Source organism: bacterium (genome assembly GCA_024228115.1).
In the GTDB taxonomy this organism is placed as follows: domain Bacteria; phylum Myxococcota_A; class UBA9160; order UBA9160; family UBA6930.
Genome location: JAAETT010000050.1, coordinates 60271 through 85876 on the forward strand (window position 1 = coordinate 60271; position 25606 = coordinate 85876).

The window sequence follows — 25606 nt, forward strand, 5'->3', positions numbered from 1 at the left end:
TCGAGGCAGATCATGACAACGGAAGCGAACGGATCGGTCCGGAAGCCCGCCATCGTGACAGCTGTGGAGGACGGCGCGGTAGTCGCGCAGAACACGACCGCCCAGCACGGTCGCCTCAGCCGCGTTCCCATCGAGAACCACTCGATCTGCGTTCCGAACGCTGGAGCGGCACCCCCGCCGAAGGGCAGGTAGCTTCCGACGGGCCGCGAGCAGCGGATGCTCAGGCTGCTCGCCGACGGCGAGAGCCCGACGGCGAAGATCCTGCTCCTCGGAATGAACGACCGCACGGCTTCGATCGAGGTGCGGGAGCGCTTCGCCGTGAGCGACCCCGCGGCGGCGCTGCACGAACTCGCGAAGAGTGACGAGATCGAGGAGGCGATGCTGCTCTCGACCTGCAACCGGGTCGAGATCGTCGTGACCACGCACCAACCGGCGGCGGCGAGTCGTCGCCTGCTGCACTTCCTGCAGCACGACCTGGGCTCGGGTGCGCTGCCGCCCGGTATGTCGTTGGAGGACTGCACGTACCGGTACCAGGACGGCGAGGCGGTCGCGCACGTGTTCCGGGTTGCTTCGTCGATCGATTCGATGGTCGTAGGCGAGCCTCAGATCCTGGGTCAGGTCAAAGACGCCTACGGCCTCGCCAGCGAGGCGGGTTTCTGTGGTCCGCTGCTCGCGCGGCTATATCAGCGCGCATTCGCGACAGCGAAGCGCGTCAAGAACGAGACACGGATCGGGGAACGTCCGGTATCGGTCCCCCGCGTCGCCGTGAGGCTTGCTAGCAAGATCTTTGAAGAGCTGAGCGACAAGACCGCGCTGCTGATTGGCGCGGGCGACATGATCGAGCTCGCCCTGGAGTCGCTCCAGCGGGAAGGGCTGGCAGCCGTACGCATCGCAAATCGCACTCGCAACAACGCCGCTGCCCTGGCCAGGCGTTTCGATGCGAGCGCGCATGGGTTCGAGGAACTCGACGATCTGCTCGTGGAAGCGGATGTCGTCCTGAGCTGTATCGGTGGAGATGTCCCCCTGCTAGGCAGCGATCAGGTGGCGCGGGCGCTCGGGGCCCGCCAGGCGCGACCGGTGTTCTTCATCGACATCGGCGTTCCGCGCAACGTCGATCCCGAAGTGAATCGCCTGGAGAACGCCTATCTCTACGACCTCGACGACCTGCGGGACATCGCGGCCACCAACGCCGAGGAGCGTAGGCGTGAGGGCGACAGGGCCGAGGAGATCGTTCTAGAGGAACAGCTGGGCTTCGACGGCTGGCTGACGGCGCTGCAGGCAGTTCCGACGATCCGCGATCTGCAGAGCCGGGGCGAGGAGATCCGCGTGGGCGCGGTCGAACGCGCCGCCAGCCGCCTGGGACTCGACGACATGCCGGAAGAGCAGAGAGAGGCGCTCGACGCGCTCACGCGTTCGATCGTCAACAAGCTCCTACACGGTCCAATGGCGCGTCTGCGGGGGGAAACGGGCCACGAAGAGGGTGTGGCGATGCTCAAGGCCACGCGGGCTCTCTTCGGACTCGACGATCGGGAAGCGGAAGACACCGCGCTCGCTACTGCCAGGCGAGGGTCAGCCCTGCGATGAGGTTGACGGCTTGGGTGCTCCAGCTGGGCCGTCGGCCGAGCCGGACTCGAAGCGGATCGCCTCCCAGGCAAACTGGACCGCCTGACGCAGGCGCTGCTCGATGGGGTAGTGGGAATCGGCGAGCCAGTTGGTAATCGCGGCGTTGAGGATGCCGACCACCATCTCTGCCAGGAAGGCCGCGTCCTGATCGCGGCGCACATCGCCCCGCTCCTGGCCCTCACGCAGCATCGCGGCGAAGGGTTCGTGGATGCGCCCCACGTAGGGGGGCTGCTGTCCCGGCTCGGATTCGGTGCGCACCAGCTCCAGCAACACGTCCCGGGCGAGGTCTCGCGTCTCGGCGATCTGGTCCGCCGCGTTGGCCACGAAGCCTATGAGGCGATCGTGGGTCGACTCGGCGGCTTTGAGCTCATCCTCGAGCATGAGTCCGACGACGTCGAGAATGTCTGTGGTCATATGCCCCAACAGGGCACTCTTGCTCTGGAAATGGTTGAAGAACGTCGCCGGCGCGATATCCGCGGCTTCGGCGATCTGGTTCACCGTGGTGCGCTCGAAGCCCTGGCTGCGGAACAGACCCACGGCTGCGTTGTAGATGCGCAGCCGCCGCTCGCGCTTCCGCTTCTCAAGCCGCCCTTCCGGCGCCGGCTCTGCCATGGGATCCACCTCCACCAGGGGCATCCTACTACATCAAGCTACCCAGTTCGACCGGCGGAGACATGGATCCGGCAGGTCGCCGCCAACGCATCTAACTGAAATCAATAGGAATTTTCCGATTGAGGAAATTTGTTGGCATATCATCCAAAATTGGGTTCGACTCTAATACTGGGGTGCTATACAGTACTGGAGGCCGCCCGAGTCGGGGCAAAGTCCCTGAGTTCGCGGCGCTCCCCCAGGCTGAGAGGTTCTTGCATGCGGCGTCGTTTCGAAGTGGTCGAGGAGGAGTGCATCGGCTGCGCGTTGTGCTCGGAACGGGCCCCCGAGAATCTCGAAATCCCCGCTGGCACGTCCATCGCCCGGGTCTTCAAGCAGCCCCAGACCCCAGCGGAAGAGGAGGCTTGCGCCGAGGCTTCGGACTACTGCCCCATCGGCGGGCTCCAAGCGAACGCCGCTGATTCCCCGTCCGCCGATTCCTCCCAGGGCGATGCCCAGGGGACGCTCATTCCGGCTGGAGACTCCACGCCGGTCGGTATCACGTCAGCAACACTGGAGAAATGACACATGAGCTTCGAGACGATCGATACTACGGTCCAGGCGCTTTGGCGCTTCGACTATGACACGAACATCAAGGCGCTTCGCGATCTCTATGAGGTGGCCAAGAAGGAGCAGTGGAACGCCGCGCTGGACATCCCTTGGGAGATCGAGACCGACCCGAGCCAGATCGGCGACATGAGCGCTCAGTTCGCCGAGCCGTACGATTTCGTCAAGGCGCTCCCGATGGAGAAGCAGATCGAACTCTCGAAGCGGCGCTCGGCCCACCTGCTGTCGACTTTCCTGCACGGTGAGCAGGGTGCGATGATGATCTGCGGGCAGCTCGTGGAGGTCGTGCCGGACATGGACGGCAAACTCTACGCGTCCACGCAGGTGATCGACGAGGCCCGTCACGTCGAGGTCTTCCACCGCTACATCCAACGCCTGGACCGCATCTACCCGATCATGCCCGGGCTGAAGGCGTTGCTCAACGCGGTACTCACGGCGGATCTCTGGCAGATGAAGTGCGTCGGCATGCAGGTCATCGCGGAGAGCCTGGCCATGGGATCCTTCAAGATCATGAAGGAAATCACGGGGGACGAGGTCTTTCGCAAGATCCTGGAGCTCACCTCCCAGGACGAGGCGCGGCACGTGTCCTACGGGCTGATCTACATGAAGGACGCGATCCCGAAGATGAACGAGCCCGACCGCGACCGCCTGGAGGACTTTGCCTGGACGGCGATGACGCTGCTCGCGACGACCCCACAGATGGAAAAGGGCAAGGCGTGGGTCGATCCCATGGAGGAGATCTACGCCTCTGTTGGGGTCGATCCCAAGAAAGCGTCCAGCGAGATCGCCTCGAGGTTGAGCGACCCGGAGACGGCCAAGTCTCAGCCGAATCCCTTCCGCGAGTATGCCTTCCCGCAGCTCCAGCGCGTCGGTCTGATCACCGACCGCACGATCTCGAAGTATCGCGAGGTGGGCCTGGCGGACTGAGAACCGTCCTCTCCGAACAAGAGCCCGGTCGATGTGTGCGGGCGCCTAGAGCGCCTGCACGCAGAGGACCGAACACCGCGAGCTGCCCTCGAGGAATCTCCGGCTTGGCCTCCGCAGGGATGCCGGCTTCAGCAGCCGGTTCTGCCAGCGTCTGTTCTACTCGTCTCCACGGCTTCTTGACCGGTGCAGGGCAGGGTGAAGGAGTGGGGGCCCCGGCTCAACGAAATACACCGAGGTCTCGGCCAAGGAAGAAGAGGGCGATTGCGATCGCCGGACCGGCTGTGACAAGAAACATGACCACGGTGATCTTCACCCAGAATCGCCAGTCGTCGGCCGGTCTCTCGATAAAGGAGTACAGTACCCGGACGCCGAATTCCTCGAGCCTCGCCAAGGCTGGCTTCCGGCGCTCCTTCGTGGTTCTCTTGGATGTTTTTTTCGGATGTGTGAGTTTCGCCAATGCTGAAGTACTACGCGTTTCTATTTCTGATCTTGGGAATAGCTCTGTTCTACGTCTATGTGAAGGACCCTTGCAATAGACAGTTGAGGATGGATTTCGCAGACCAGCATCCAAGCTACGAGATCTTGGATTCCGGCGCTCTAGAAGGATCTCCGGAAACTGTCCGCTGTCAGGTCTCCTATCGGAAGCCCGATGCTGAACAGGTGTACAAAGACATCTGGCTGTATCAACACTCAAAACAAGGTTGGGAATTCTCTAGAATCCTCGGGACTCGCGAGGCAGGACAGGCGGGCCAAGGTGACGATCCACGCCCTCGAAACGACGACCAAGCGGCGTCTCCACGGTCGTGACCACGGGAGCCAGGCTGCACCGGGGAGATTCCTGGTGTTGGCAGGGATTCAGTACTCGATCAGCTTCGCGAGGATCTCCGCCCAATCGGCAGTGAGGGCCCGCTCCGCCATGGGGTAGAGCATCTGCTCTTCCTTCTGATTGTGCTGTTGGATCAGCATCAACAGGGTATCCCCGAGATCGACGAGTTCGTCGTAGTCGTCCCCGTCCGCTGCAATGCCCATTTGCTCGATGAGCCCGCGCATCTGGTCATGCTCGGATCTCATCATGAAGGTGGGGCCGGCCTGAGTCATGCCGCTTGCCTGCTCGAAGGCCGGGAACATCACCTCCTCCTCCATCCGGAGATGCCGCAGCATCTGGCTCTGGAATGTGCGCCACCTCTCCTTCTCAAGCTCCACATCGCCGGCCTGCACTGCGGCCTCGACCTCGGCCCACTTCTCGTCGCAGCGACGGTGGTCGAGCGTGAAGAACTGCTGCAGGCTCAGACTGGTGTCGGACATCCGGTTGTTTCCTCGTGGTGGCACGAGATCACCCGAGGTATGGGCAATCCCAGAAAATGCGTTCGTAGCAGTGTGCTAAGCAACCTGCCAGGATGGCTCACCAGGGAAGAGACAACGCGCGCAGCACATCGATGCAACAACGGGGGCAGCGCGAATCGGGAGTCCAGAGGATCTGCCATTGCCGCTTCGACAGCGATGCGCCCGAATCTGTGCACGCGGTCGTCACGCACCAGCTGCAGGCGCTTCCGGAAGGCGGCATTCTCGAAGTGGAGTTGGGCTTCGATGCGTCGGGCCTTCTCGCTGAGTTCACCGAGCACGGCGTTCATGCCCAGCTCGAAAAGATTGCGCGTCGCCGCTGGATGCTGCTGCTCCAGCCTCCGGGCGATCGCGAGCTGATGGATCTCTGTGACCTCGAGGCCCCGCTGCCGATGGAGCAGGTCCTCGAGGCGGCGGCCGCGCTGCGGCCGGGTGAGGCGCTGATCGCCCGCACGCCCTGCTTCCCTCGTCCGCTGTTGGCCCAGCTCGATCGCCGGGAGCTGGACTGGGAGGCAGCCGAGGCGGCCGATACGAGCGGGCTCGTCTGGGTCGGAAGACCGGGCTGAAGAATGGTCGCCCTTCGCTTGAGTCTCCAGGATGCGCCCCCCCTCGAGATCCCCCTTTCGTTCTTCCTGACGGCGCCCCTGGCTTTGGCAGCTGCGGGGGCCACGGTGCTCCTTGGTGGGGTCGACGTGCTCACGAGCCGTTGGGTACCCCTCACGCTCGCCGTGACGCACCTCGGCACCCTCGGCTTCGTCTCCATGGTGATGCTGGGCGCGACGTATCAGATCGTCGCGGTGGTCGTCGGGAGTCCCATCCCCTGGCGGCGTTCCGCCCACGGTGTGCATGCGCTCTTCACGCTGGGAGTCGCCGGCTTCTGCTGGGGCATCGCGAGAGGGAATCCGTCGGTCGTCTTCGTGGCGATCGCAATCCTGACCTTCGGTGTCGGTCTCTTCGTGGTACCGGTCGGCATCGCGCTGTTCAGGGCGCCTTCTCTGAACGAGACCGTCTTCGGAATTCGCGCGGCCGTCGGCTTCTTCTTTCTTGCGGCCGTCGCGGGCATCTGGATGGCTCACGGCATGAGCGGCATGGGCTTCCCCGGCTCCCGAACGCTCTGGAGCCAGGCGCACCTCTGCATCGCGCTCGTCGGCTGGGTCGGTGGGCTGGTCGCGGCGGTCTCGTGGCAGGTGCTGCCTATGTTCTACCTCGCACCGCACCCGCCTGGTGCCCTCAAGTGGACGGTGCAGATCCTTGCAGTATTCAACGGCATCGGGCCGGCACTCATCCTTGGCGTCGACTACTTCAGCCTGCTCGGTGAGAACTCACCGCCCCTCGAGCCCGCGGTTGCGGCAGCCGCCGCGCCCGGCATCTTCGCCATCTGGATGCTGCATCCGGCCGTCGCGGCGTGGAGCCTCTCGAGGCGGCGCCGTAAGCGGGTCGACGCGAGTCTGTACTTCTGGCAGGCCGGTCTGCTGATGGCTCCGCTCACCGCGCTGGCTGCCGTCGCCGCCTGGTCGTTGGACGCGATGCACTGGGACATCCTTTTCGGATGGCTCGTGCTCTGGGGCTGGGTCGGCATGATCATGCACGGGATGCTCACGCGCATCGTGCCCTTTCTCGTCTGGCTCCATCGTTACGCGCCCCTGGTGGGGAAGATGCGGGTGCCCTCGATCAAGAAGCTGCATCCCGAGGCGCTGACGCGCCGGGGGTTTGTGCTGCACGTCTCCTCGTTGCTTCTCGGCGTCGCGGCCATCCTCACTACTTCCGATCTGCTGTGTAGGCTCGCCGGACTGTCGCTCATCCTGACGGCGGTCTCGATCGCACATTTCCTCATCCACGTGCTGCGGCAGAAACCCCCGGCTCCGCTCGTCGCCTAGTCGCTGCACGATCTCCACAGGGCCGACGCGGCCTCGATCACATCGGTCAGATGGCCGAGAGCGAAGACCAACCCGCCCCGCAACGGGAACGCCTGGTCATGGGCCGGAGTGAAGCCCTCGCGAAGCCCAGAGGCGAGGGTCGAAGGCATGGAACAGCGCGGCGGGACGAGGCGTTGGATCCTACAATCGCGATCGAGAAGGCAATCAGGGTCGGCAATTGGAATCGTGGTCTGGCGAAGCGAATCGGAGCGCTGAGTGGTCGGATTTCATCACCTAGCAGCGGCGCTCTACCTCGTAGCAGGGATAGGAGCCGTGGTCGGCATGGTGTTGCCGGAGCCTCGCCTGAGGCGTGGCGGCATCTGGGTGCTCGGGTTGGGCGCAGGCGCGCAGATCCTGGCGTTTGCCTCCCTCCACCGGTCTGGCGAATCCGTCGCCATCACGTCGCTTTCTCTCGTGATCTCGGTGACGACCTGGATGTCCGTCGTCTTCTTTCTGATGCTGCGCCTGCGGGTTCACCTGCCGGGACTCGCGGTGGGGCTCGGCCCGGTGGCCTTCTTGGCGGTCTTCGTCTCGTCTCTCGGCATGCAGCCGGAGGCAGGCGTTTCGACTGCGCCGGTCGGTACGCTGCCCCATGTGCACGTACTGCTCGCGAGCGCCGGCCAGGCGCTGCTGGGCATCGCGGGTTTCGCGGGCTTGCTCTATCTCGCGGAGCATCGGCGCCTGAAGGCCAAACGTCCGCTCGACGAGTTCGGTCTGCCCTCCTTGGAGGCTCTGGATCGGGTCAACCGCGTTGCGATCGCCGTTGGCTTCTTGTTGCTGAGCTTGGGGATCGTGACGGGGATGTTCTGGTTGCGAGAATCTCTCGGGCAAGTCTTGCGTGGTAGCCCCCACGAAGCCTGGATGCTGATCTGCTGGGCGATCTACGCCGGGTTGGTGACGGCTCGCCTCGCTGGGCGCCAGAGTGCCCGTCAGGCCGCTGCCTGTGCCTTGGCGGGCTTCGTGTTCCTGTTCTTCGGTGTCATCGGTGTGGGGATGCTGTGATGAGGTCGCACCGCCATGTGGCGTTTCGCCACAGATGAAACCGGGGTTCAGGGCCCACCCCGTCGGGTCTATCGCTCGTGGGAGGCTATGACCGCGATCATATGCGCTGGCCGAGGCGCGGGTTACTCAAATGAAGAGACAGGCATTTTGCCGGCCGTGTGCGGCGCGCCCGCACCGAGGAGATTCGATGGCCTCTGCAACCCCCTCTGTCGTCATCGCCCAGAAGGACGGCACTGTCGTCTCGCAGAATACTCCGGCGCGTCGATTGATGGGCCCCGGGGAGGGCAAGCTGTGCTGGGACGTGGTGGGCGGGCTGGAGGGGGCCGAGGGGCTTCCCTGCCAGACGAACTGTGTGGGGCGTCTGCTGTCGGAGGGGCTGGAGCGTACGCAGCGGGTAGACCTCAAGCTCGCTGGGAGAGAGCATCGTCTCACCTGCGTGCCGGTCGACGACACCGCTGTCTGCGTGCTCAACTGCGGTGTGGAGCACGATCCTGATCAGTGGCAAACCCTGACGGCCCGCGAGCAGGAGGTGCTTTCACTTCTCGCCGCGGGTGACGAGACGCCGGCAGCGGCGAAGAAGCTGGGCGTCAGCGAGTACACGGTGCGCACCCACGTCGAGAAGATGCGGTCCAAGCTCGGCGTCGGGACCCGCGCTGCTCTCGTTGCCCTGGGCTTTCGCTTCGGATACCTGAGCTGAGCGATCCGCGTCGCTCCTCCCATTTCTGGCGCAGGGCCATGAGCACACACGCGCTATCACCGTGGCCTGGCCGACTCGCGCGCCGTGGCCCTTGGAAACAGGGCGCTACTCTTCCCGTGCCGTCGCAGATCGTCGTCGCTCCTCCCTGATGGAGTTGCCGCCAGAAGCCGTGCCTTGGGGCGCTACCGGTTTGACGGAGGTACGTGGAAATGGCCCGTGCGTGGACCGAGGAATACCGCGTACCCTTCCCGCAGGCTCGAGTGAATCGGATCGCAGCGGCTTCTCGTCGGGCGATGGTCTCGCGAATGCATTCAGGGTCCACACGTCGTGTGGGGATCACGAGGAGACACGAAACGGTGTACGGACAGCAGTCCATGCGCTTTGGGCCGCCGGAGACCCCGAAGATCGTCAAGCAGCTGATGATCGCGAACCTGGTGGTGTACATCGCACAAATGATCGCACCGAGCATCTCGGATCTGGGCTCCGTGCGACCCAGCGCCGTGTGGCAGGAGGGCTACCTCTGGCAGCCCTTCACATACATGTGGTTACACGGTGGCTTCGCGCACATCGCGATGAACTGCTTTGCGCTGTGGATGTTCGGTTCAGAGCTCGCCATGGTCTGGGGGAAGAAACGCTTCCTCCGCTACTACCTGTTGTGCGGTATCGGCGCTGGCCTCATCATCGCGAGCTGGCCGTTCGTGATGCTGATCTTTCGTGACCCGGACGCGGCCGGGCTGGACACCTACACGCTAGGCGCATCGGGCGCGGTCTATGGCGTACTCTTGGCCTACTCGCTGACGTGGCCGGATCGCCGCATCATGCTGATCTTCCCACCGGTGAGCTTCCGCGCCATCTGGCTGATTCCGGCGCTCCTGGGCATGACGATGATGATGAGCGGATCCGAGGGCGGCATCAGTCATGTCGGCCATCTGGGCGGTGTGTTGGTGGCCTGGCTCTACCTGCGGCGCCATGGCGTGACCAGCGGGCACGCCCCCTCCGACGCCCGCTCCTCGAACGCCCTCAAGCGCCGCTGGCGGCGCTGGCGAATGCGGAAGAGGCTGCGCGCCGTCCGCCCCGAGGATGCCCAGCGGCGGCCCGAGGACCAGGACGAAAGGGACCTGGCTCCCTGAAACGAGGAGCGATCCACCAGAACACCAGAGCTTCCTCTAACCTACATGCACGTACCGCAGCCGGGGCCTGGTCACCCGCAGGTCTCAGTCGGCAGGTAGCCGTCTTCCGGCCACCAGGGGCCATCACTGGTCGCGGGACGTGCAGGAGTTTCTCGTATGAGCGGTCGGAGCGTCATCGCGTTCGACCAGAAACGACGCTCGCGGCGCCTCTTTCCGGAAGAGAGCATCGTGGCGATGTTCGTCTTCTTGATCTTCGACGCGATGATCGTCGCCGGCACCGTGGGCGGCTTCGTGCTCACGCGAGCGGCCGCTGGCGACACCTGGCCCCCGGCCGGGCAGCCATGGTTCCTGCCGGAGGATCTGGCGATCAACACCGCCGTCTTGCTGATGAGCGGTGCCCTGGTCTTCTTGGCGGCTCGCTCGTGGGAGAATCAAAAGAGCCGGATCGGCCCCCTCCTCCTCGCCGCCATCGCGTCCGGAACCTTCTTCGTAGTCTTCCAGGGCGTCCTATGGATCAGCCTGATCCGCCAGGGGTTGACCCTGAGCTCGAGCCAGCACGGCTACCTCTTCTGCGTCATCGTGGCGACGCACGTCGCCCACGCCGTGGGCGCCTTGATCCTCCTGAGCGTCATCTGGCTGCGCCTGAAGCCTCTGCGCGACGATGCCCCTGATCAGCGGCAATCCTCGAGCAGCAGCTTTCGGGTAGTGCGCCTCCTCTGGTACTACACGGTGGGCGTCTGGCCGGTCCTCTGCCTCTGCCTCTATCGATGAGGAGAGAGCCCCGGTTGCCCCTGGCACCTCACGGGGTGGGGGTCCGCTTCACCAGGCCGCCGCGCAGCCACCCGCCGGCAGGCCGACCCGCGCGCGCAGGTCGACGAGCGGCTCAGCCATGACTTCCTCGTACCGGAAGCGGAACAGGTTTGGCAGCGCCTGTGCGGTCTTGACGAGCCTGCGGCTCTCGGCCCAGATCCCACCCCGCTTCAGGTAGCGGGCCGCCAAGTATGGCAATGCCGCCGTGAAGATGGTCGACACTGGATCCCGTGTGTTGACGAAGAGAAACAGGTGCAGCGCGATCTCCTGGGGGGGGGAGGCGCCGATGCCGAGCATGACGTGGTGCAGGTCGTGTAGACGTGCGAAGCGCGCGAACACCCAGTCGCGTTCCAGGTCTTCGAGGGAGCCCGGGCATATCTTGGCGTGGAAATCCGGGTCGAAGCCATTCATCGTGAAGAAGCGACTGTAGGCTCCGCCGAGTGTGGTCTCCGGCAGGCTTGCCAACGCGTCGAGATCGACTGGTGTGCGGGTCAGCGATTCCAGGAGCACACGCTCCGACGCATCGACGCCGACGAGCATCTGCCGGCATGCCAGCCTCATCATCGGCGTGTCGGCAATGCTGTGCAGGAATTCGATGCCCAGATCGAGAGCGAACGGGTCATTCAACAACCCGGGCAGAGATCTCAGAAGCGGTCGGAGGTGAAGTGCCAAAACGAGTCAGTTCAGTAGCCCGAGCACGATTCGAATGAGCCCGAACGCGATCAGGAAAGGAGGGCCGTGCTTGCTGAATGTGGGGTGTTGGGCGCGCCAGTTCGAGAAGAACTCGACGCTCGCTTCGGTCCGATGGATCTTGCCATGGATCAGGGCGTGGCAGAACACGCCGCCCACGATATTGGCAGCCCCGATCAGATAGTCCAACATCTGACGTCGACCCATCTCGGTGGGGAGTTCGAAGAAGCAGCCGTCATCCACCGGGCTTCGGCATTTCCCATTGCCGAAGAGCTACGCATCCTTGAACTCGGGCTCGGCCACGCTTCGGGGGAGAGCCTTGCGCGAGGGAATCAATCGCTCCCACCATTTCGGAGCATTGGCCGCCCGGAAGCGGGACGTCCTGGGCGAGAGAGTGGGCGGTGTGGGGGACTTGGCGTGGATTTTCTTGGCGCGCTCGAACAACACCTCTTCGGTTATCACGTTGCCGGGATCCCGGATGCAGGCATTGTCGATCGGGCATACCGCGGCACACTGCTCCGAGGAAAAGAAGCCCACGCACTCCGTGCAGAGAGCGGCGTTGATCACGACCCTGTCCTCGCCCGCCTGAATGCCATTGTTGGGGCAGCTGAGGAGACACGCGCCGCAGTTGATGCATGCGTCGGTGATCATGGTCGGCAATGAAGGGCCTCCTCGGCGTCTGCCCCAAGTCCAAGCGCGGGCCTTTCTAGCCCATGATGGAGGACACAACAGGGGGCTGCTCAGCGCATCGGTCATACGGCCGATCCTCCGGCAGGTGACCGATGCGGCAGCGTGTGCGAGGGTAACTCGGAGGCTCTCCGGCACCAAGGTGAGGGCTCTGGCGTGATATCCTGAGCTTCCCCCCTCGCCTTTCTCGTCCGATCGAAGAAAGCCGGCTGGTCTCCGTCATGGGACGGACACGGATGGAGGTCTGAGAGATCCGATGAAATTCACCAAGGAATTGAAGCTCGTCATCTTGGGGGCAACAACGGTCCTGATGGTGCCCAGTGTCTGCGCGGTCACCTTGGTTAGTGTCGGGATGTCGGTAAATGACGTCCAGACACAGGATCTCTCCAAGACGGAGGATCCTCCGCCAATCGCCACGCTCGCGGAGTTCGAACGGATCCGGGAAGGCATGAGCCATCAGGAGGTCATCGCGATCGTGGGCGACCCAGGAGTTGCAGCCGCCCCGGAAGGTGGCGATGGGCAGACAAGCGTCACCGTATGGCAGAACAGCGACGCCTCGCACATGAATGCGACCTTCGAAAACGGTCAACTCGTGAAGAAGGCGCAGCTGTATCTGAAATAGGCCCTTCGGAGCTTCGCTACGGATTGATCTTCTCGGGGCAACATCGGTGCGCTGCTGGCTCTGAACTCGCTGGGCGCAGCAGCGAGGGCGACTCCGACGCAACCGATCTCGCTGCGGAGATCGGCTCTAATTGCGGCCCCGAAATCGGCGAATGAGCCACAGGATCCCCAGCACGTCTGCCCCAACCAGGAGCAGGAGGAGAAAAGTGAAGCTGGTACTGAAGGGTCCGGTCTCGGAAGAATCGAAGTGATGTACAGAATCCTCAGGGGCGAACACGGACCATGCTGCTGCAATGGTCGCGAACGCCAACAGCGCGGCGACGGCGAAGTATCTGAAGATTTCGACTCGTTTCACGACTGCCGTTCTGCCGCCCGCGTTCGGATTCAGTTGCGCACCAATACCGGCCCGGCTCACGTTCGTTCGATTCCACTGCCAGGCTGAGCCTTGCCGAGAGGATGGCACCTTTCAGGCAGTGAAACAACGCCCGGCCATGTCGTGACGGGCCAGATCGGCGGCCGAGGGTCGTTGTTATGTAGCGAGCACGAGCTGTCGGCGGGTTGCCTCCGGACTCCGGGTGCGCTGAAAACTGGGCCGGTTGCAGGGCGTCATTTCGAGAAGGGACTGCCGGTGCTGACTGGAACACCCGCCCCCATTCGGATCAAGACGAGGGAATCGGATCCAGTCAGAATGATCGCAGCGATTCCCAGGTGGAAATGAGGTCAAACAAGGCAGCGATCGTCCCGGCGGCAAGTACTAAGAGCCCACGCGCGCGAGCACCTCACCCTCGGCCCCGACGATCCCAGCGGCTGCAGGCTCGCCGGCACGCACGGACGCGCCCCTACCGGACCGGAACGACCACCCGGTGCGCAGCCCCAGCACGAACCAGGCCAGGCTCGCCACTCCGCTGAGGAAGATCGTATCGCCCACGAGCCGCAGCCAGCGCAGGTTCTGGAGCAGCGGCTGCTGCAGGAATTCGGCGCTGCGCGCGTACCAGAGGCCCGTCTCGATGGAGGCCTGGGTCTGCAGCAACCCAATGGGCAGCAGGGAGAGGCTCACCATGAGGGCGAGCCCGCCGTTCATGCTCCAGAAGGCGAAGGCCAGCGGACCGTCGCGCCACTCGCCCGCGGGCGCGAGGCGGCGCAACACGACCAGCACCAGACCCAGGGAAAGCAGGCCATAGACGCCGAAGAGGGCGGTGTGTGCGTGAACCGGCGTGGTGTTGAGGCCCTGCATGTAGTAGAGGGCGATCGGCGGGTTGATGAGGAAGCCGAACACGCCTGCCCCCACGAGGTTCCAGAAGCAGACGCCCACGAAGAAGCGGATAGGCCAGCGGTAGCGTTCCATCCAGCGGGCGCGGTCCTGCATGCGCAGGGTCTCCAGCGCTTCGAAGCCCACCATTACCAGGGGCACGACCTCGAGGGCGCTGAAGCAGGCGCCGATGGCCATGATGGAGATGGGAGTGCCGCTGAAGTAGAGGTGGTGGAAGGTGCCGGGGATGCCACCCACCAGGAAGATGCTCGTGGAGAGCAGCACCGCGCGCGAAGCACTGCGCGCATTGATGAGACCCAGCCGGGAGAAGAGAAACGCGATGGCGGCGGTGGCGAAGACCTCCATGAACCCCTCGACCCAGAGGTGCACCACCCACCAGCGCCAGTATTCCATCACCGTCAGGTGCGTGCGGGCACCGTAGAAGAAGCCCGCACCGTAGAAGAGGCCGATCGCGGCGGCCGAGCCGGCGAAGAGCAGGGTGATCTGGCGATGCTCCGTCCGGCGGGTGAGGGCTGGCCACATCCCACGCAGCATCAGGACCAGCCACAGGATGAGCCCCGCGAAGAGGCCGATCTGCCAGACGCGGCCCAACTCCACGTACTCGTAGCCCTGATGGCCGAACCAGAAGCTGAGGTCGAGGGCGAGCCACTGCTGCACGGCGAGCCACTCGCCCGCCAGCGACCCGCCTATCACGACCACCAGGGCACCGAAGAGAGCATTCACCCCCAGGCGTTGGAAGCGCGGCTCGCGGCCCCCGATGGCAGGCGCCAGGAACAGGCCCGCGGCCAGGAAGGCCGTGGCGATCCAGAAGAGCGCGGTCTGGAGGTGCCAGGTACGGGTGACGGAGTAGGGGAGGATCTCGCCCAGGGGAAGGCCGAAGAAATCCTGACCTTCGACGGTGTAGTGCGCGGTGAGGGCGCCGAGCAGCACCTGGACGACGAAGAGCGCGATCACCAGGCCGCAGTACTTCGCGACGGCGCGCATCGAGGGCGTGAGTTCGATTCCGTCGAGGGGATCGCGCCGGGGGGCGCGGGGCTCTTCGTCGTCCTTCCTGCCGCGCACCGCGTGGAAGGCGACCAGTGCGCCGATGCCCGCCAGCAGAACGGCGATGGAGAGCAGCGACCAGAGGAGGTTGGCGCTGGAGGGACGGTTGCCCACCAGCGGCTCGTGGGGCCAGTTGTTGGTGTAGGTGGTCTCGCTGCCGGGTCGCTGGGTCGTGCAGGCCCAGGAGGTCCAGAAGAAGAAGGCATTGAGCTGGCGGAGCGCTGTGGCGCCTTCCACGCTGGTCTCGCGCATTGCGTAGTCTTCGCGCAAACCGTGGAGCGCCGGATCGCCGCCGAAGAGGGCAGTGTAGTGGAGGCCGGTGTCGGCGATGGCGGCCGCCCGATCCTCGCTGACCACGAGGGTTCCGGTGTCGGGATCGTGGGTGTTGCGGCGCATTTCGCCGCGGAGGCGGCGCTCGAGGGCCGCGCGATCTTCCCCCGAGATCTCCGCGAGCGGAAGGCCGTGCTCTTGCGCGCTCCAGCGCTCGAGCAGACGCGTCGCCTCGCGGTGAAGCCAATCCGCGGACCAGTCGGGCGCCTGGTAGGCGCCGTGTCCCCAGATGGAGCCGATCTGCTGGCCGCCGATGCTCTGCCACACCTGCTGCCCGGTCAGGATGTCGTCGCGGGTCGCGAGCAGGTGCCCCGATTCGGTCACGATCCGCTCGGGGATGGGGGGCGCCTGGCGGTAGACCTCGCGCCCGAAGAAACCGAGGATGGAGAAGGTGCCCACCAGCACCAGGGCGAGGGCCGTCCAGAGTCGTCGATCCGTCTTCATGTTCTGAGCTCCGCATCCGTTGTGTGGCTGGCGCAGAGCGCCCTTCACCGAGCTCTAAAGCAAGTCACGGGCCAAGAGAAAACTCTTTAAGATTCAGTATGTTATGACGATAGTTATGATAATGGCAACCTCTCAAGCGTTATGATATTCATAACTCGTTATGAAAGACTCAACGTCCCCGCTCGACCTGCTCCTCTCCATCGCCCTCGATCTGAACGCGTCCCTCACCGCGGAGGACCGCTACCAGCGCCTGGTGGCGTCCGTCCGCCGAGTCCTCCCCTGCGACGCTGCCGTGCTGCTGCGGCTGGAGGGGGATGAGCTGGTTCCACTCGAGGCGCAGGGCCTCGTGCCCGACGCCATGGGCCGGCGCTTCCCGCGCCGCGATCACCCGCGCTTGGACATCATCTGCAACGAACGCTTCCCCACGCTCTTTCCGCCCGACAGCTCCCTACCCGATCCCTTCGACGGATTACTGGAGAGCGACCCGCACGCGCTCAACGAGATCCACGCCTGTCTCGGCTGCCCGCTCTGGGCAGAGGGCGAGCTGATGGGCGCGCTTAGCATCGACGCCCTCGCGGCCAACGCCTTCGACCGCTTCGACCCGAGCTTCCTGGCCGCGCTGGGCGCCCTGGCGGGTGCGGCCATGCGCACCAGCAACCTCATCGAGACCCTCGAGCACACCGCATCTCGACACGGTCTCGTGGCGCACGACCTGCTCCGCGAAGCGCGGCAGCGCCGGGGCGGGCTGCTGATCGGAAACAGTCCGGTGATGGCGCACTTGCGCGAGGAGATCGCGCTGGTGGCGCGCTCGGATCTGGCGGTGCTCATCACCGGTGAGACGGGCGTCGGCAAGGAGCTGGTGGCGCGCTCCCTCCATGCCGGCTCGGCCCGCGGCGAGGAGCCGCTCATCTACGTGAACTGCGCCGCTCTTCCAGAGTCGCTGGCCGAGAGCGAGCTCTTCGGCCACCTGCGAGGTGCCTTCACCGGTGCAGAGGGGGCGCGCGCGGGGAAGTTCGAGGTGGCTGACGGCGGCACGCTCTTCCTGGATGAGATCGGCGAACTCCCCCTGGGCCTGCAGCCCAAGCTGCTGCGCGCACTCCAGGAAGGCGAAATCCAGCGCGTGGGAAGCGATCGCCCGCTCCGCGTAGACGTGCGAATCGTCGCCGCCACCAATCGCAACCTGGATGTCGAGGTGGAGGCCGGGCGCTTCCGCTCGGACCTCTACCATCGCCTGAACGTCTATCGCATCGCGGTGCCGCCCCTGCGGCAGCGCCGCGAGGACATTCCAGCCCTGGCCGGGGCCTTCTGCGACGAGGACCGACGCAGGTTGGGCGTGGGCCCCGTGCGGCTGGCGCCCGAAGCGGTGGATCGGCTCGCTTCGTTCGCCTGGCCGGGCAACGTGCGCGAACTCCAGAACGCGCTCTCCCGGGCGGTTCTGCACGCCTCGGCCCACGTCCAGCGCGGCAAGGCGGTCATCGTCCGCGCCGAAGATATCGAGCCCGGGGCAGCCCTGGCGCCGGAGGCGACGGAAGAGGCGGCGCGACCCGCCGGTCTCCCGCTGCCGAGAGGGCAATCGCTGAGCGAGGCAGTGGAGGAGTACCGGCGCACGATGATCCGAGCGGCGGTGAGTGAGCACGACGGCAACTGGGCCGCGGCGGCTCGGGCGCTGGGCATGCAGCGAAGCAATCTGCACCACCTGGCCCGGCGCCTCGGTCTGCGCTGAGCGGCAGCCACACGATCGGTACGGTCCGCCTCGGCTACTGCGCGGTGGCCGGGAAGCTCTGATCCCGAGTCTTCGCCCTTCGGCGGTGGGAGTGACCGAAGGGTGTGGCCTCCCTGGCTATTCGTGTCGGAACTCGAGGCCCTCGAACTTGCCCGAGTCTCGCCATTCTTGGATGTAGTTGAAGTAGGCTACGGGGCCGCCGGGGTGGCCGCCGGCGTTGCGGCGGTCTGCCGGAGTCGGAAGCTGTCCCTCGTTGTTGTAGTAGCCCGGGGTACAGTCAGGGCTACTGAGAAGCGCTTCCGGGCCGCTGTCGACCAGCTCCACCCACGCCCGCTCGCCCTCCTCGGTCACCTCCACCTCGGTGGCGTCGGTCTCGAGGGCCTTCGCAATGATGGCTGCGATGCTCTTGCCGGCATCGTTGAGGTTGTGCGTGATGTTGGAGACAAGTCGGGCGCCCTGGCTCAGGCCCTCGACGAAGAGAGAGGGGAAGCCGTGGACATGCACTCCGTGCATGCTTCGCATGCCCTCCGCCCAGTGTTCGGACAGCTTGAGGCCATTGCGGCCAACCGTTTCGTAGTCGGCGGTGTGGGAGAGATGAACTTCGAAGCCCGATGCGAAGACGATGCAGTCGAGTTCGTAGTGCTTTCCGTTCGCCCAGACGCCGGTTTCGTCGATGCGCTCGACCCCCTTGCCATCGGTGTCGATCAGGTGGCTGGTCGGCACGTTGTAGGACTGGAGGTACTCGTCGTGGAAGCAGGGCCGCTTGCACAGCTGGCGGTACCAGGGCTTGAGCGCCTCGGCGGTCGCGGGATCCTTCACGATCTCGTCGACTCGCGCTCGGATCTCATTCATCTTTTCGTCGTCGCTGTCGTTGTAGGCCTTGGCGAAGAGCTCGGGACCGACGGTGACCTCGCCCTTGCCGATCTCTGCGATCGCTCGGTCGCGGATGCGTTTGGCGATGTCGGTCCAACCGTCCTTCACGAGATCCTCGTCGGTGAATCCGCCCATCTGCAGGGTGGCGAAGTTCATCAGCCACTCGCTTTGCCATCCAGGCTTGAGTTTGGCGAACTCGCCGGGATCGATCGGATGGTTGTTGCGCACATCGATGGACGAAGGCGTGCGCTGGAATACGAAGAGCTCACCCGCGTCGCGCGCGAGTCCCGGGATGCATTGGACCGCGGTGGCGCCGGTGCCGATGATGCCCACCCGCTTGTCGGCCAGTTTCTCCATCGGGGCACCGCCCCAGTCGCCGCCGGTGTAGTCGTAGTCCCAGCGCGCAGTGTGGAAGGTGTAGCCCTCGAAGGACTCGATCCCGGGGATGCCCGGCAACTTCGGGCGAGTCATCGGCCCTGTGCCCATCGCGACGAATCGCGCCCGGAAGCGGTCACCGCGATTGGTCTCGATCTGCCAGCGCGACGATGCCTCGTCCCATTCGAGGCTGGTCACCTCGGTCGAGAAGAGCGCCTTGTCGGTGAGATCGAAGGTCTTGGCGATGCGTTGTGCGTGTTCGAAGATCTCCTTGCCGTAGACGTACTTCTTGCTGGGCATATACCCGGTCTCTTCGAGTAGAGGCAGGTAGACCATCGCAGCGGTATCGCACATCGCACCTGGATAGCGGTTCCAGTACCAGACTCCGCCGACGTCACCGGCGCCGTCGATGATGCGGACATCGGTTATGCCAAGCTTGTGCAACTGGGCTCCAGTGCAGAGGCCGGAAAAGCCACCGCCGATCAGCGCCACGGTGACCTCGTCGGTCACGGGCTCGCGATCGACATCACCGACCCAGGGGTCGTCGGCCAGGCCGGCGAAGCGGCCGCTCGGCTCGAGGTACTGATCTGCGCCGTCGGCGCGGAAGCGTTTGTCTCTTTCGATCTGGTATTTCTCGCGGAGGGCTTCATGGTCGGACTGGCCGGAGGGAGTGACGGCTGACATGGTGGTCTCCAATAGAGTGTTACCGGCTAAATATTGTAAGTGACTCACACATAAGAGCCACCTACAATTCGACCATGGGGCAAGAAACAGCACAGGCGGTTCACTCGCTTCGGGAGCGCAAGAAGGCCAAGACCCGAGCCGCATTGATCGAAGCGTCCCAGCGACTCTTCGCGAGGCGGGGCTACACCGGAACCACCCTGGGGGACATCTCCGCTGAAGTGGACATCACCACGCAGACGCTGCTGCGCTACTTCGATTCGAAGGCCCAGCTGGCCCTGGCGCCGCTTACGGCCCACCTCGGGGAAATAGAGCGATTTCTCCTGGACCAGAACCGCTCGGTCGACACGTTGTCTGCGTGGCGTCGCTATCTACAGCTGGAAGCCGAGGAGGCCACGAACCCATCTGAATCGACGACCGCTACGTATGTCGCAAACCTCCGCGCCTACGACGCATGGGTCGACAAGGATCCCGTGTTGGTCGCCAGCCTCAGCGGCGTAGAGCGGGAACTCCAGGGGATTCTGGCGACCGCCTTGGCCCGGGATGCCGGGGTCGGATCCGATGACCTGCACTCGACGCTGGTCGCAGCCCTGCTGGTCGCCGGGCGCAGAGCCATCTGGGACCGCTGGCTCGCGCGCAGCTGCGAGACCGACTCCCTCGTCGAGGACCAGCTGGCCGTGGTGGACTACGCGGTTGGCAAGAGGCGTTTCCGAAACAATTGACCCGGCTCGGTGCATCCGCCTTGGTGACACTTTATGTCGAAGCCCTGGGTAGTTGGCGTGGGTCGAGCAAGAGCCGTGGCTGCAGACCAACCTGGAAGCCATGGGAAACAGCCATTCCGAGTACGGTGTCGAAGACCGCGCGTACGACTGGATGGTGGAGTGCATGCCCGATGCCCTGGAGCAGGTTCCGGGCGCGAAATGGTGCGACGAGTACGAACCGGCCTGGTGCAGCACCCTCGGTCATCTCACCGATGTCATGCGAGCCGCTGGAGCCCGGCAGACACGATCACAGCCACGGTAGCGTCGCTCAGAGGGAAGTGAGGCGGCCGTAGACGGTCGTGAGGGCTCGAGGAAGGTGGTCGGGACGCGGAAGAATGTGCCACGCCCCGGGACCGAACATGGCGGGGAGGTAGTCGCGCGCCACGGCGTCGACGGCGAGCGCGTGGACGCAGATGCCGCGGGCTTCGGCCTCGCGAAGAGCCTGTCGAACGTCGGCGACGCCGTAGCGGCCCTCGTAGCGGTCGTAGTCGGTCGGTTTTCCGTCGCTCACCAGGAGCAATAGACGACGGTCGGCCACGGTTTGGGCCAGCTCGGCGGTGGCGTGGCGCAGGGCGGGACCGATGCGTGTGTAGCCCTGCGGATCGAGGACGGCCAGCCGCTTCCTGCCGACCTCCCAGGGGTCGCTCCAACCCTTGAGCTCCCAGACACGGCAGCGATTCCGCGTGTGGGACGCGAACGCCAGGACCTGGAACGCATCGTCCAGATCAGCCGCCACCTCGCCCAGTACCAGGACCGCGTCGCGCGCGACGTCGAGTACGCGCTGGTTGGCGACCCATGAATCGGTCGAGAGCGAGACGTCGAGCAGAACGGTCGTGGCGAAGTCGCGGCGCCGCTTTTCCTCTCGCACATAGAGTCTCGCGTTCTCGCCGTGGCCCGCACGCGCCGCGCCGTACTCGTCGACGATGGCGGCCAGATCGATTTCCTCGCCGTCGAGCTGTCGGTCCTTGGGCCGATACTCGGATCGATGAATCGCGAGGCGCTTTCGCAGGTCGTCGATGACCCGGCGGTGTCGCCGGAGGGTCTCCACGGGCCAGGCAGGATCGATTGCGTGAACCGGAGTCGGGTACACGACGCACCAGTCCTTGCGGTAGGCTCGCGCCCGGAAATCCCATTCGTCATAGGGAACACCACGCTCTCCCATGACCGTGCTCGCGACATCGGGTACGGCGCTGTCCATCTGCAGGTCTGCGCGGAGCATGGATTGAACCTCCGCTCCGCCGCGCATCACTTCGCCGAGGTCGACGTCCTCGAGCGCCTCCAGGTGATCCAGGAGTTCGTCGCTTCCGTCGGTATCGCGCGCCCCTCCCTGGTAGCTGTCGGCGGTCTCCACCTTCTCGAAGCTGTGAATCAGCACCGCGTCTTCCTGTTCCCGGGGGTCCAGCTCCACCCGACGGACCTCGTCCACCGGCGGGGCTTCGATCTCGGTTCCGGGGCCCGGCGGAGGAGTTTGCTCCGCCGGCTCATCCGTCTCCGGCGCGGTCGCACCGACTTCGGCGATGAGCTCGCCCCAGATGGGAATCCCGGGGCTCTCGGGGCCTCCGCTGCGCGCCGCTGCGAGCTGCGCCGACAGATCCGGATTCTCCCAGGGCCGGTCGCCGCGAAGGGCGGCACGGCGGATCTCCTCGAGCATGCGTTCGCGTCCCCGGAAACCGGCGAGCGGTGGGCGTGCGGCAAGCGCCAGGGAGATGGCGGTCCGGTGTCGCTCCCCGAACAGAGGCAGCTCCTCTTCGAGCTGTATCGCCGCCTCGTGAGCCGCGCGCAGCCCCTCCAGGACCGCGGTGAACGAGTCGGACCCTGCCCGCTCCTGCGAATACCTGGAGTGGATCGTCGCTGAGATGGCCGTCCGCACAACGTAGAAGTCGCGGTTCGCCTGCGGGTCGTCGGCGAGGTCGATGAGTTCGGGAAGCAACAGATCGAGCCCGCGCGCGCCTCCCACACCGCGCGCCGGCTTCAGTCGCAGCGGCTCACCCGAAATAGCCTGCGCCAGCACCGTGAGGGCCGCTCGGTGATCCTCGAGGCGCGCGGCACGCGTCTCGTCGAAGGGCGTGCTCGGTTGCCGCCCTAGCCCCCTCCACAGCGCGCGGAGGCCGCGGAAGATTCCCTCCTCCCACTCCAGCTCGAGCCGGAGCGGCGACATCAGAAGACCAGGGCGACGAGATCCCGCAGGCCGCTCGCGATCTCCGGATCGTCGGTCAGTGACTCGACGACGGCGCTATGACAGGCAGCGCGCGCGGTAAAGCCGGCCTGGATCAGGCGCGCCGCGTTTACCAGAAGACGCGTCGAGGGGGCCTCGGCCAGTCCGACCGTGTCGAGCTTCCTGAGCTTGTCCGCCAGAGCCACGAGCTGCCTTCCGGTCTTTGCGTCGATATCCGTCTCGCCGCGCAGGATCTCGAGTTCGACGTCGGAAGCGGGGTAGGTGAACGAGATGCCCACGAAGCGTTGGCGCGTGGAAGGCTTCAGCTCCTTGAACCCGCGCTGGTAGCCCGGGTTGTAGCTCGCCACCAGCATGAAGCCTGGCGCCGCCTCGATCTCCTCGTCGTGACGCTCCACGAAGAGCCGGCGGCGGTGATCGGTGAGCGCGTGGATCACCACGATGATGTCGCTTCGCGCTTCGGCGAACTCGTCCAGGTAGAGGATGTCACCGCGACGAACCGCACGAGTCACCGGGCCGTCGTGCCACACGGTTTCACCTCCCTGCACCAGGTACCGGCCCATCAGGTCGGCTGCGGAGGTCTCGTCGTGGCACGCCACCGTGGTGAGTGGCCGCCCGATGCGCGCGGCCATGTGCTCCACGAGTCGGGACTTCCCACACCCGGTGGGGCCTTTCAGGAGTAGCGGTAGCTTCTGCTCGAACGCCCGCTCGAAGATCTCGCATTCATTGGCGACGGGGCGGTACCAGGGGAGAACATCGTTCATCCCGAATCCGTCGTCAGGGACTCGGTGTTGGGCAGGCCATAGCTGATGAAGTTCGCGATGAACATCAGGATCCCCAGCGTGAACAACGACGCGGCCAGGAGCAGGCCGGCAAAGTGGATCTCGACGGCCTCCTGCACCGCCAGGAAGTCCATGCCGACGCGTCGCTCCAGATACACCTGGGTCACCCCAGCCACCGCGAACGCTCCGGTCATGGAGACCATGCCGATGTTGGAGAGCCAGAAGGCCCACTCGGGCATCCATCCCAGGTAGAGCTTCCGGCCGGTCATCTGTGGCATGGCGTAGGTGATGATCGCGAGAATGATCATGGCGTACGCACCCCAGAAGGCCAGGTGCCCATGCATGGCAGTGATGATGGTTCCGTGCGTCCAGATGTTCACTTGCGGGAATGTATGGGCGGCACCCAGGAATCCGCCGCCCACGAAGGAGAGGATGCCGCAGCCAACCGTCCAGAACAGCGCCATCCGGTTCGGGTGATCGCGGCCGCCCCGACGGGCCATGGTTATCGCGTAGAGCGCCATCCCCAGAAAGGACAGAGGCTCGAGGGCGGAGAAGATGCCCCCGACCCAGAGCCAGTACTCGGGGGCACCGATGAAGTAGTAGTGGTGTCCGATACCGAGGATCCCGGAGAGGAAGGTGAGCCCCACGATGATATAGAGCCATTTCTCCACGAGCTCACGGTCGACGCCGGTGAGCTTGATCAGCAGGTATGCGAGGATGGCGCCCATGATGAGCTCCCACACCCCCTCGACCCACAGGTGGACGACCCACCAGCGGAAGTAGGAGTCGATGACCTGGCTGTCGAAGGTGATCATCCCGGGCAGGTAGAGCAGTGCGGCAGCAATGAGTCCAACCAGCAGCACGCTCCCCGTGGTCGTGAAGCGTTTGCCGTTCCAGGCGGTGATTCCGACGTTGAAGACGAAGAGCAGTACGTCGACCACGACGAGGTAGTCGAGGGGACGCGGGATCTCGAGGAACTTCCGTCCCTCCCACCAGTTGAACTGGAACCCGACCAGCGCGACCACCCCCACGATGACCAACGCAGCCCACTGCACGACCGCAAGCCGCACGCTGTAGAGCTCGCGGTCGGCCTCCTCGGGAATGATGTAGTACGCCGCGCCCATGAATCCCGAGAGCATCCAGAGAACGAGCAGGTTGACGTGCGAGCTCCGGGCGGCATTGAACGGGATCCAGTCGTGCAGCACGTCGTAGCCCATGTGCGCGAAGCCCATGATGTACCCGAAGACGATCTGCAGCACGAGGAGCGCCATGGACGTCGCGAAGAACAGGTAGGCCACTCGCTGGGATTGGAACTTCATCGCGCGCTCCTATCGGAGGGTCATGAGCCAGCCGACGATCTCGGTTCGAGTCTCGTCGGGAAGGCCCAGGTTGGGCATGGCGGTTCCGGGCTTGACCGCCTGGGGATTCTCGAGCCAGGTGTGCAGGTCGGGCTCGGTGAAGCGATTCGCGACGCCGTCGAGGGCGGGCCCGACGTTGCCACCGCTACCCGCGACCGAGTGGCAGGCGATGCAGACCTGCTTGAAGATCTCGGGTGCTGATTCAAGCGCGGCCGTCTGCGACGTGGTCGGGGTCGGCATGGTCTCGACCGTGGGTGCAGCCATGTCGGGGGGCGGCGGAAACCCGTTGGTGTCGATCCGCCCGATCCATTGGAAGAAGGCGATCAGTGCCTGGATCTGCTCAGGCTCGAAGTCGTACTGCACCATGCGGCGCTGTCCCGGGAACATGGCTTCGGGATCCTTCAGGAAGATCTCGATCCACTTGGGCCCGCGGCGGTCGTAGACCTGGGTAAGCTCGGGCGCGTAGTACGCCCCCTCGCCCAGAATTGTGTGGCAGCCCATGCAATTGTTCTGGTCGAAGATCTCCTTGCCGTGAACCACCTCTGGCGTCAGCGCATCCTCGTTCGTGCGCTCTGGAGCTTGCCGGAGAGTATCGATCGTGAGCAGCAGAAAGATGAGCGAGAAGAACGCGGTCGCGCCAAGGAAGAAGATGCGTGCCTGTGACTTCGAGAGCATCGCTCGTGGTCTCCATGGCCGGGGGGTTGGACAAGCACTACGCGGTGCTTCGGTACGTCCGGCCGGCTGAGACCGGCCCCGAGGCGGGACGGTTTAGCAAGTGCCTGCAAGCGGATCAATGTGGCAGAAGTGCACTCAGGATCTGTGGCAGATTTTCTCACAGGTCGGCGTCTGCAGGGCGCTCAAAGACGCACGCCAGGGGCATGAGAAGAAAGGCTGGGCATTTTTTCCCTGGGTCCGGGTACGGACGTTATGTCAAACTCCTGCGGGGTGCACGACGGGGTGCTCTCGAGCTGCGCGAGAGGCGTGGGCTGGCCCGTGTAGACGCTCACTCAGAAGCGTAGAAATCTGATCATTTGGCCGGGGGGCGACGCAGCCCGCCGTTCCGGATTCCGATTCAGATCTTCCGGGTCGAAAGGTCCTTGACCCAGGGCGAACGCCCTCCCGGCTCGACCGGA

Annotated in this window: 27 protein-coding genes; 14 read left to right on the plus strand and 13 right to left on the minus strand. The window is 64.9% G+C overall.

All coding sequences use genetic code 11. The features are described from left to right. Nucleotides 1-12 precede the first annotated feature (12 nt). Nucleotides 13-192 carry a hypothetical protein gene (locus GY937_01985; GenBank protein ID MCP5055474.1) on the plus strand — a complete coding sequence of 60 codons (180 nt, stop codon included), beginning with the start codon at nt 13-15 and terminating at the stop codon, nt 190-192. Between the two features lie 24 nt (nt 193-216). Then, nucleotides 217-1584 carry a glutamyl-tRNA reductase gene (locus GY937_01990; protein ID MCP5055475.1) on the plus strand — a complete coding sequence of 456 codons (1368 nt, stop codon included), beginning with the start codon at nt 217-219 and terminating at the stop codon, nt 1582-1584. Here GY937_01990 and GY937_01995 read toward each other — a convergent pair. After that, entirely contained in the window at nt 1570-2235 is a 666-nt protein-coding gene (locus tag GY937_01995) for a TetR/AcrR family transcriptional regulator (protein MCP5055476.1), read from the minus strand. The two genes, GY937_01990 and GY937_01995, sit on opposite strands and share 15 nt — an antisense overlap. 255 nt (nt 2236-2490) lie before the next feature. Between GY937_01995 and GY937_02000 the strand changes: the two genes are divergently transcribed. Together GY937_02000 and GY937_02005 are read left to right on the plus strand one after the other, a co-directional pair. Next, nucleotides 2491-2796 carry a ferredoxin gene (locus tag GY937_02000; protein ID MCP5055477.1) on the plus strand — a complete coding sequence of 102 codons (306 nt, stop codon included), beginning with the start codon at nt 2491-2493 and terminating at the stop codon, nt 2794-2796. Between the two features lie 3 nt (nt 2797-2799). Further along, entirely contained in the window at nt 2800-3765 is a 966-nt protein-coding gene (locus GY937_02005; protein MCP5055478.1) for a ferritin-like domain-containing protein, read from the plus strand. Nucleotides 3766-4620: 855 nt separating this feature from the next. On the opposite strand, the gene GY937_02010 is transcribed toward GY937_02005, so the two are convergent. Then, on the minus strand, nt 4621-5070 hold the full coding sequence (locus tag GY937_02010) for a hemerythrin domain-containing protein (GenBank protein ID MCP5055479.1): 450 nt from the start codon (nt 5068-5070) through the stop codon (nt 4621-4623). 92 nt (nt 5071-5162) lie between these two features. Here GY937_02010 and GY937_02015 point away from each other — a divergent pair, with 92 nt between their 5' ends. Further along, the gene (locus GY937_02015; GenBank protein ID MCP5055480.1) at nt 5163-5672 is read left to right on the plus strand and encodes a DUF2249 domain-containing protein; all 510 of its coding nucleotides are present in this window, start codon (nt 5163-5165) and stop codon (nt 5670-5672) included. Nucleotides 5673-5675: 3 nt separating this feature from the next. Next, nucleotides 5676-6983, plus strand: coding sequence for a hypothetical protein (locus tag GY937_02020; GenBank protein ID MCP5055481.1), 1308 nt, complete (start codon nt 5676-5678; stop codon nt 6981-6983). Here the strand turns inward: GY937_02020 and GY937_02025 are convergent. Then, a complete protein-coding gene (locus GY937_02025; GenBank protein MCP5055482.1) occupies nt 6980-7132 on the minus strand; it encodes a hypothetical protein in 153 nt (50 codons plus the stop codon). The two genes, GY937_02020 and GY937_02025, sit on opposite strands and share 4 nt — an antisense overlap. Nucleotides 7133-7238: 106 nt before the next feature. Here GY937_02025 and ccsA point away from each other — a divergent pair, with 106 nt between their 5' ends. From ccsA to GY937_02045, 4 genes are all read left to right on the plus strand, one after another. Beyond that, complete coding sequence (gene ccsA, locus GY937_02030; protein ID MCP5055483.1) at nt 7239-8024, plus strand: cytochrome c biogenesis protein CcsA; 786 nt, start codon at nt 7239-7241, stop codon at nt 8022-8024. A gap of 187 nt (nt 8025-8211) precedes the next feature. Then, nucleotides 8212-8721: a helix-turn-helix transcriptional regulator gene (locus GY937_02035; GenBank protein MCP5055484.1), complete on the plus strand. Its 510-nt coding sequence runs from the start codon at nt 8212-8214 to the stop codon at nt 8719-8721. A 356-nt stretch (nt 8722-9077) separates the two neighbouring features. Further along, nucleotides 9078-9851: a rhomboid family intramembrane serine protease gene (locus GY937_02040; GenBank protein MCP5055485.1), complete on the plus strand. Its 774-nt coding sequence runs from the start codon at nt 9078-9080 to the stop codon at nt 9849-9851. Nucleotides 9852-10007: 156 nt separating this feature from the next. After that, complete coding sequence (locus GY937_02045; GenBank protein ID MCP5055486.1) at nt 10008-10622, plus strand: hypothetical protein; 615 nt, start codon at nt 10008-10010, stop codon at nt 10620-10622. A 48-nt stretch (nt 10623-10670) separates the two neighbouring features. Here the strand turns inward: GY937_02045 and GY937_02050 are convergent, their stop codons facing one another. From GY937_02050 to GY937_02060, 3 genes are read right to left on the minus strand one after another with little or no spacing between them, the layout of a single operon-like run. Then, complete coding sequence (locus GY937_02050) at nt 10671-11288, minus strand: hypothetical protein (GenBank protein ID MCP5055487.1); 618 nt, start codon at nt 11286-11288, stop codon at nt 10671-10673. Nucleotides 11289-11339: 51 nt separating this feature from the next. Beyond that, nucleotides 11340-11594: a hypothetical protein gene (locus GY937_02055; GenBank protein ID MCP5055488.1), complete on the minus strand. Its 255-nt coding sequence runs from the start codon at nt 11592-11594 to the stop codon at nt 11340-11342. 30 nt (nt 11595-11624) lie between these two features. After that, nucleotides 11625-12011, minus strand: a complete 387-nt coding sequence (locus tag GY937_02060; GenBank protein MCP5055489.1) for a 4Fe-4S dicluster domain-containing protein — start codon at nt 12009-12011, stop codon at nt 11625-11627. Between the two features lie 283 nt (nt 12012-12294). Here GY937_02060 and GY937_02065 point away from each other — a divergent pair, with 283 nt between their 5' ends. Further along, nucleotides 12295-12660, plus strand: a complete 366-nt coding sequence (locus tag GY937_02065) for a DUF3862 domain-containing protein (protein MCP5055490.1) — start codon at nt 12295-12297, stop codon at nt 12658-12660. Nucleotides 12661-12786: 126 nt separating this feature from the next. On the opposite strand, the gene GY937_02070 is transcribed toward GY937_02065, so the two are convergent. Beyond that, complete coding sequence (locus tag GY937_02070) at nt 12787-13074, minus strand: hypothetical protein (GenBank protein ID MCP5055491.1); 288 nt, start codon at nt 13072-13074, stop codon at nt 12787-12789. Nucleotides 13075-13413: 339 nt separating this feature from the next. Then, entirely contained in the window at nt 13414-15747 is a 2334-nt protein-coding gene (locus GY937_02075) for a nitric-oxide reductase large subunit (protein ID MCP5055492.1), read from the minus strand. A 160-nt stretch (nt 15748-15907) separates the two neighbouring features. On the opposite strand from GY937_02075, the gene norR reads away from it, so the two are divergent. After that, complete coding sequence (gene norR / locus GY937_02080) at nt 15908-17470, plus strand: nitric oxide reductase transcriptional regulator NorR (GenBank protein MCP5055493.1); 1563 nt, start codon at nt 15908-15910, stop codon at nt 17468-17470. Between the two features lie 117 nt (nt 17471-17587). On the opposite strand, the gene GY937_02085 is transcribed toward norR, so the two are convergent. Continuing rightward, entirely contained in the window at nt 17588-19402 is a 1815-nt protein-coding gene (locus tag GY937_02085) for an NAD(P)/FAD-dependent oxidoreductase (GenBank protein MCP5055494.1), read from the minus strand. Between the two features lie 74 nt (nt 19403-19476). Between GY937_02085 and GY937_02090 the strand changes: the two genes are divergently transcribed. Both GY937_02090 and GY937_02095 read left to right on the plus strand, forming a co-directional pair. Continuing rightward, nucleotides 19477-20121: a TetR family transcriptional regulator gene (locus GY937_02090; protein ID MCP5055495.1), complete on the plus strand. Its 645-nt coding sequence runs from the start codon at nt 19477-19479 to the stop codon at nt 20119-20121. A 52-nt stretch (nt 20122-20173) separates the two neighbouring features. After that, a complete protein-coding gene (locus GY937_02095) occupies nt 20174-20422 on the plus strand; it encodes a globin (GenBank protein ID MCP5055496.1) in 249 nt (82 codons plus the stop codon). A gap of 6 nt (nt 20423-20428) precedes the next feature. On the opposite strand, the gene GY937_02100 is transcribed toward GY937_02095, so the two are convergent. Genes GY937_02100 through GY937_02115 form a run of 4 tightly spaced genes read right to left on the minus strand, consistent with a single transcriptional unit; the run spans nt 20429 to nt 25148 of the window. Then, nucleotides 20429-22318 (minus strand): hypothetical protein, encoded by a 1890-nt coding sequence (locus GY937_02100; protein MCP5055497.1) that lies wholly within the window; start codon nt 22316-22318, stop codon nt 20429-20431. Beyond that, nucleotides 22318-23097, minus strand: coding sequence for a CbbQ/NirQ/NorQ/GpvN family protein (locus tag GY937_02105; protein ID MCP5055498.1), 780 nt, complete (start codon nt 23095-23097; stop codon nt 22318-22320). Before GY937_02105 ends, GY937_02100 begins: the two co-directional genes overlap by 1 nt. Further along, on the minus strand, nt 23094-24434 hold the full coding sequence (locus GY937_02110; protein MCP5055499.1) for a nitric-oxide reductase large subunit: 1341 nt from the start codon (nt 24432-24434) through the stop codon (nt 23094-23096). Before GY937_02110 ends, GY937_02105 begins: the two co-directional genes overlap by 4 nt. A gap of 9 nt (nt 24435-24443) precedes the next feature. Continuing rightward, entirely contained in the window at nt 24444-25148 is a 705-nt protein-coding gene (locus GY937_02115) for a c-type cytochrome (protein MCP5055500.1), read from the minus strand. Nucleotides 25149-25606 lie beyond the last annotated feature (458 nt).

What these genes read in the sequence shown, in the direction of transcription:
- GY937_01985 (MCP5055474.1), top strand. Translation starts at nt 13, where the DNA reads ATGACAACGGAAGCGAACGGATCGGTCCGGAAGCCCGCCATCGTGACA.
- GY937_01990 (MCP5055475.1), top strand. Translation starts at nt 217, where the DNA reads ATGCTCAGGCTGCTCGCCGACGGCGAGAGCCCGACGGCGAAGATCCTG.
- GY937_01995 (MCP5055476.1), bottom strand. Translation starts at nt 2,235, where the DNA reads ATGGCAGAGCCGGCGCCGGAAGGGCGGCTTGAGAAGCGGAAGCGCGAG.
- GY937_02000 (MCP5055477.1), top strand. Translation starts at nt 2,491, where the DNA reads ATGCGGCGTCGTTTCGAAGTGGTCGAGGAGGAGTGCATCGGCTGCGCG.
- GY937_02005 (MCP5055478.1), top strand. Translation starts at nt 2,800, where the DNA reads ATGAGCTTCGAGACGATCGATACTACGGTCCAGGCGCTTTGGCGCTTC.
- GY937_02010 (MCP5055479.1), bottom strand. Translation starts at nt 5,070, where the DNA reads ATGTCCGACACCAGTCTGAGCCTGCAGCAGTTCTTCACGCTCGACCAC.
- GY937_02015 (MCP5055480.1), top strand. Translation starts at nt 5,163, where the DNA reads ATGGCTCACCAGGGAAGAGACAACGCGCGCAGCACATCGATGCAACAA.
- GY937_02020 (MCP5055481.1), top strand. Translation starts at nt 5,676, where the DNA reads ATGGTCGCCCTTCGCTTGAGTCTCCAGGATGCGCCCCCCCTCGAGATC.
- GY937_02025 (MCP5055482.1), bottom strand. Translation starts at nt 7,132, where the DNA reads ATGCCTTCGACCCTCGCCTCTGGGCTTCGCGAGGGCTTCACTCCGGCC.
- GY937_02035 (MCP5055484.1), top strand. Translation starts at nt 8,212, where the DNA reads ATGGCCTCTGCAACCCCCTCTGTCGTCATCGCCCAGAAGGACGGCACT.
- GY937_02045 (MCP5055486.1), top strand. Translation starts at nt 10,008, where the DNA reads ATGAGCGGTCGGAGCGTCATCGCGTTCGACCAGAAACGACGCTCGCGG.
- GY937_02065 (MCP5055490.1), top strand. Translation starts at nt 12,295, where the DNA reads ATGAAATTCACCAAGGAATTGAAGCTCGTCATCTTGGGGGCAACAACG.
- GY937_02075 (MCP5055492.1), bottom strand. Translation starts at nt 15,747, where the DNA reads ATGAAGACGGATCGACGACTCTGGACGGCCCTCGCCCTGGTGCTGGTG.
- norR (MCP5055493.1), top strand. Translation starts at nt 15,908, where the DNA reads ATGAAAGACTCAACGTCCCCGCTCGACCTGCTCCTCTCCATCGCCCTC.
- GY937_02085 (MCP5055494.1), bottom strand. Translation starts at nt 19,402, where the DNA reads ATGTCAGCCGTCACTCCCTCCGGCCAGTCCGACCATGAAGCCCTCCGC.
- GY937_02090 (MCP5055495.1), top strand. Translation starts at nt 19,477, where the DNA reads ATGGGGCAAGAAACAGCACAGGCGGTTCACTCGCTTCGGGAGCGCAAG.
- GY937_02100 (MCP5055497.1), bottom strand. Translation starts at nt 22,318, where the DNA reads ATGTCGCCGCTCCGGCTCGAGCTGGAGTGGGAGGAGGGAATCTTCCGC.
- GY937_02105 (MCP5055498.1), bottom strand. Translation starts at nt 23,097, where the DNA reads ATGAACGATGTTCTCCCCTGGTACCGCCCCGTCGCCAATGAATGCGAG.
- GY937_02110 (MCP5055499.1), bottom strand. Translation starts at nt 24,434, where the DNA reads ATGAAGTTCCAATCCCAGCGAGTGGCCTACCTGTTCTTCGCGACGTCC.
- GY937_02115 (MCP5055500.1), bottom strand. Translation starts at nt 25,148, where the DNA reads ATGCTCTCGAAGTCACAGGCACGCATCTTCTTCCTTGGCGCGACCGCG.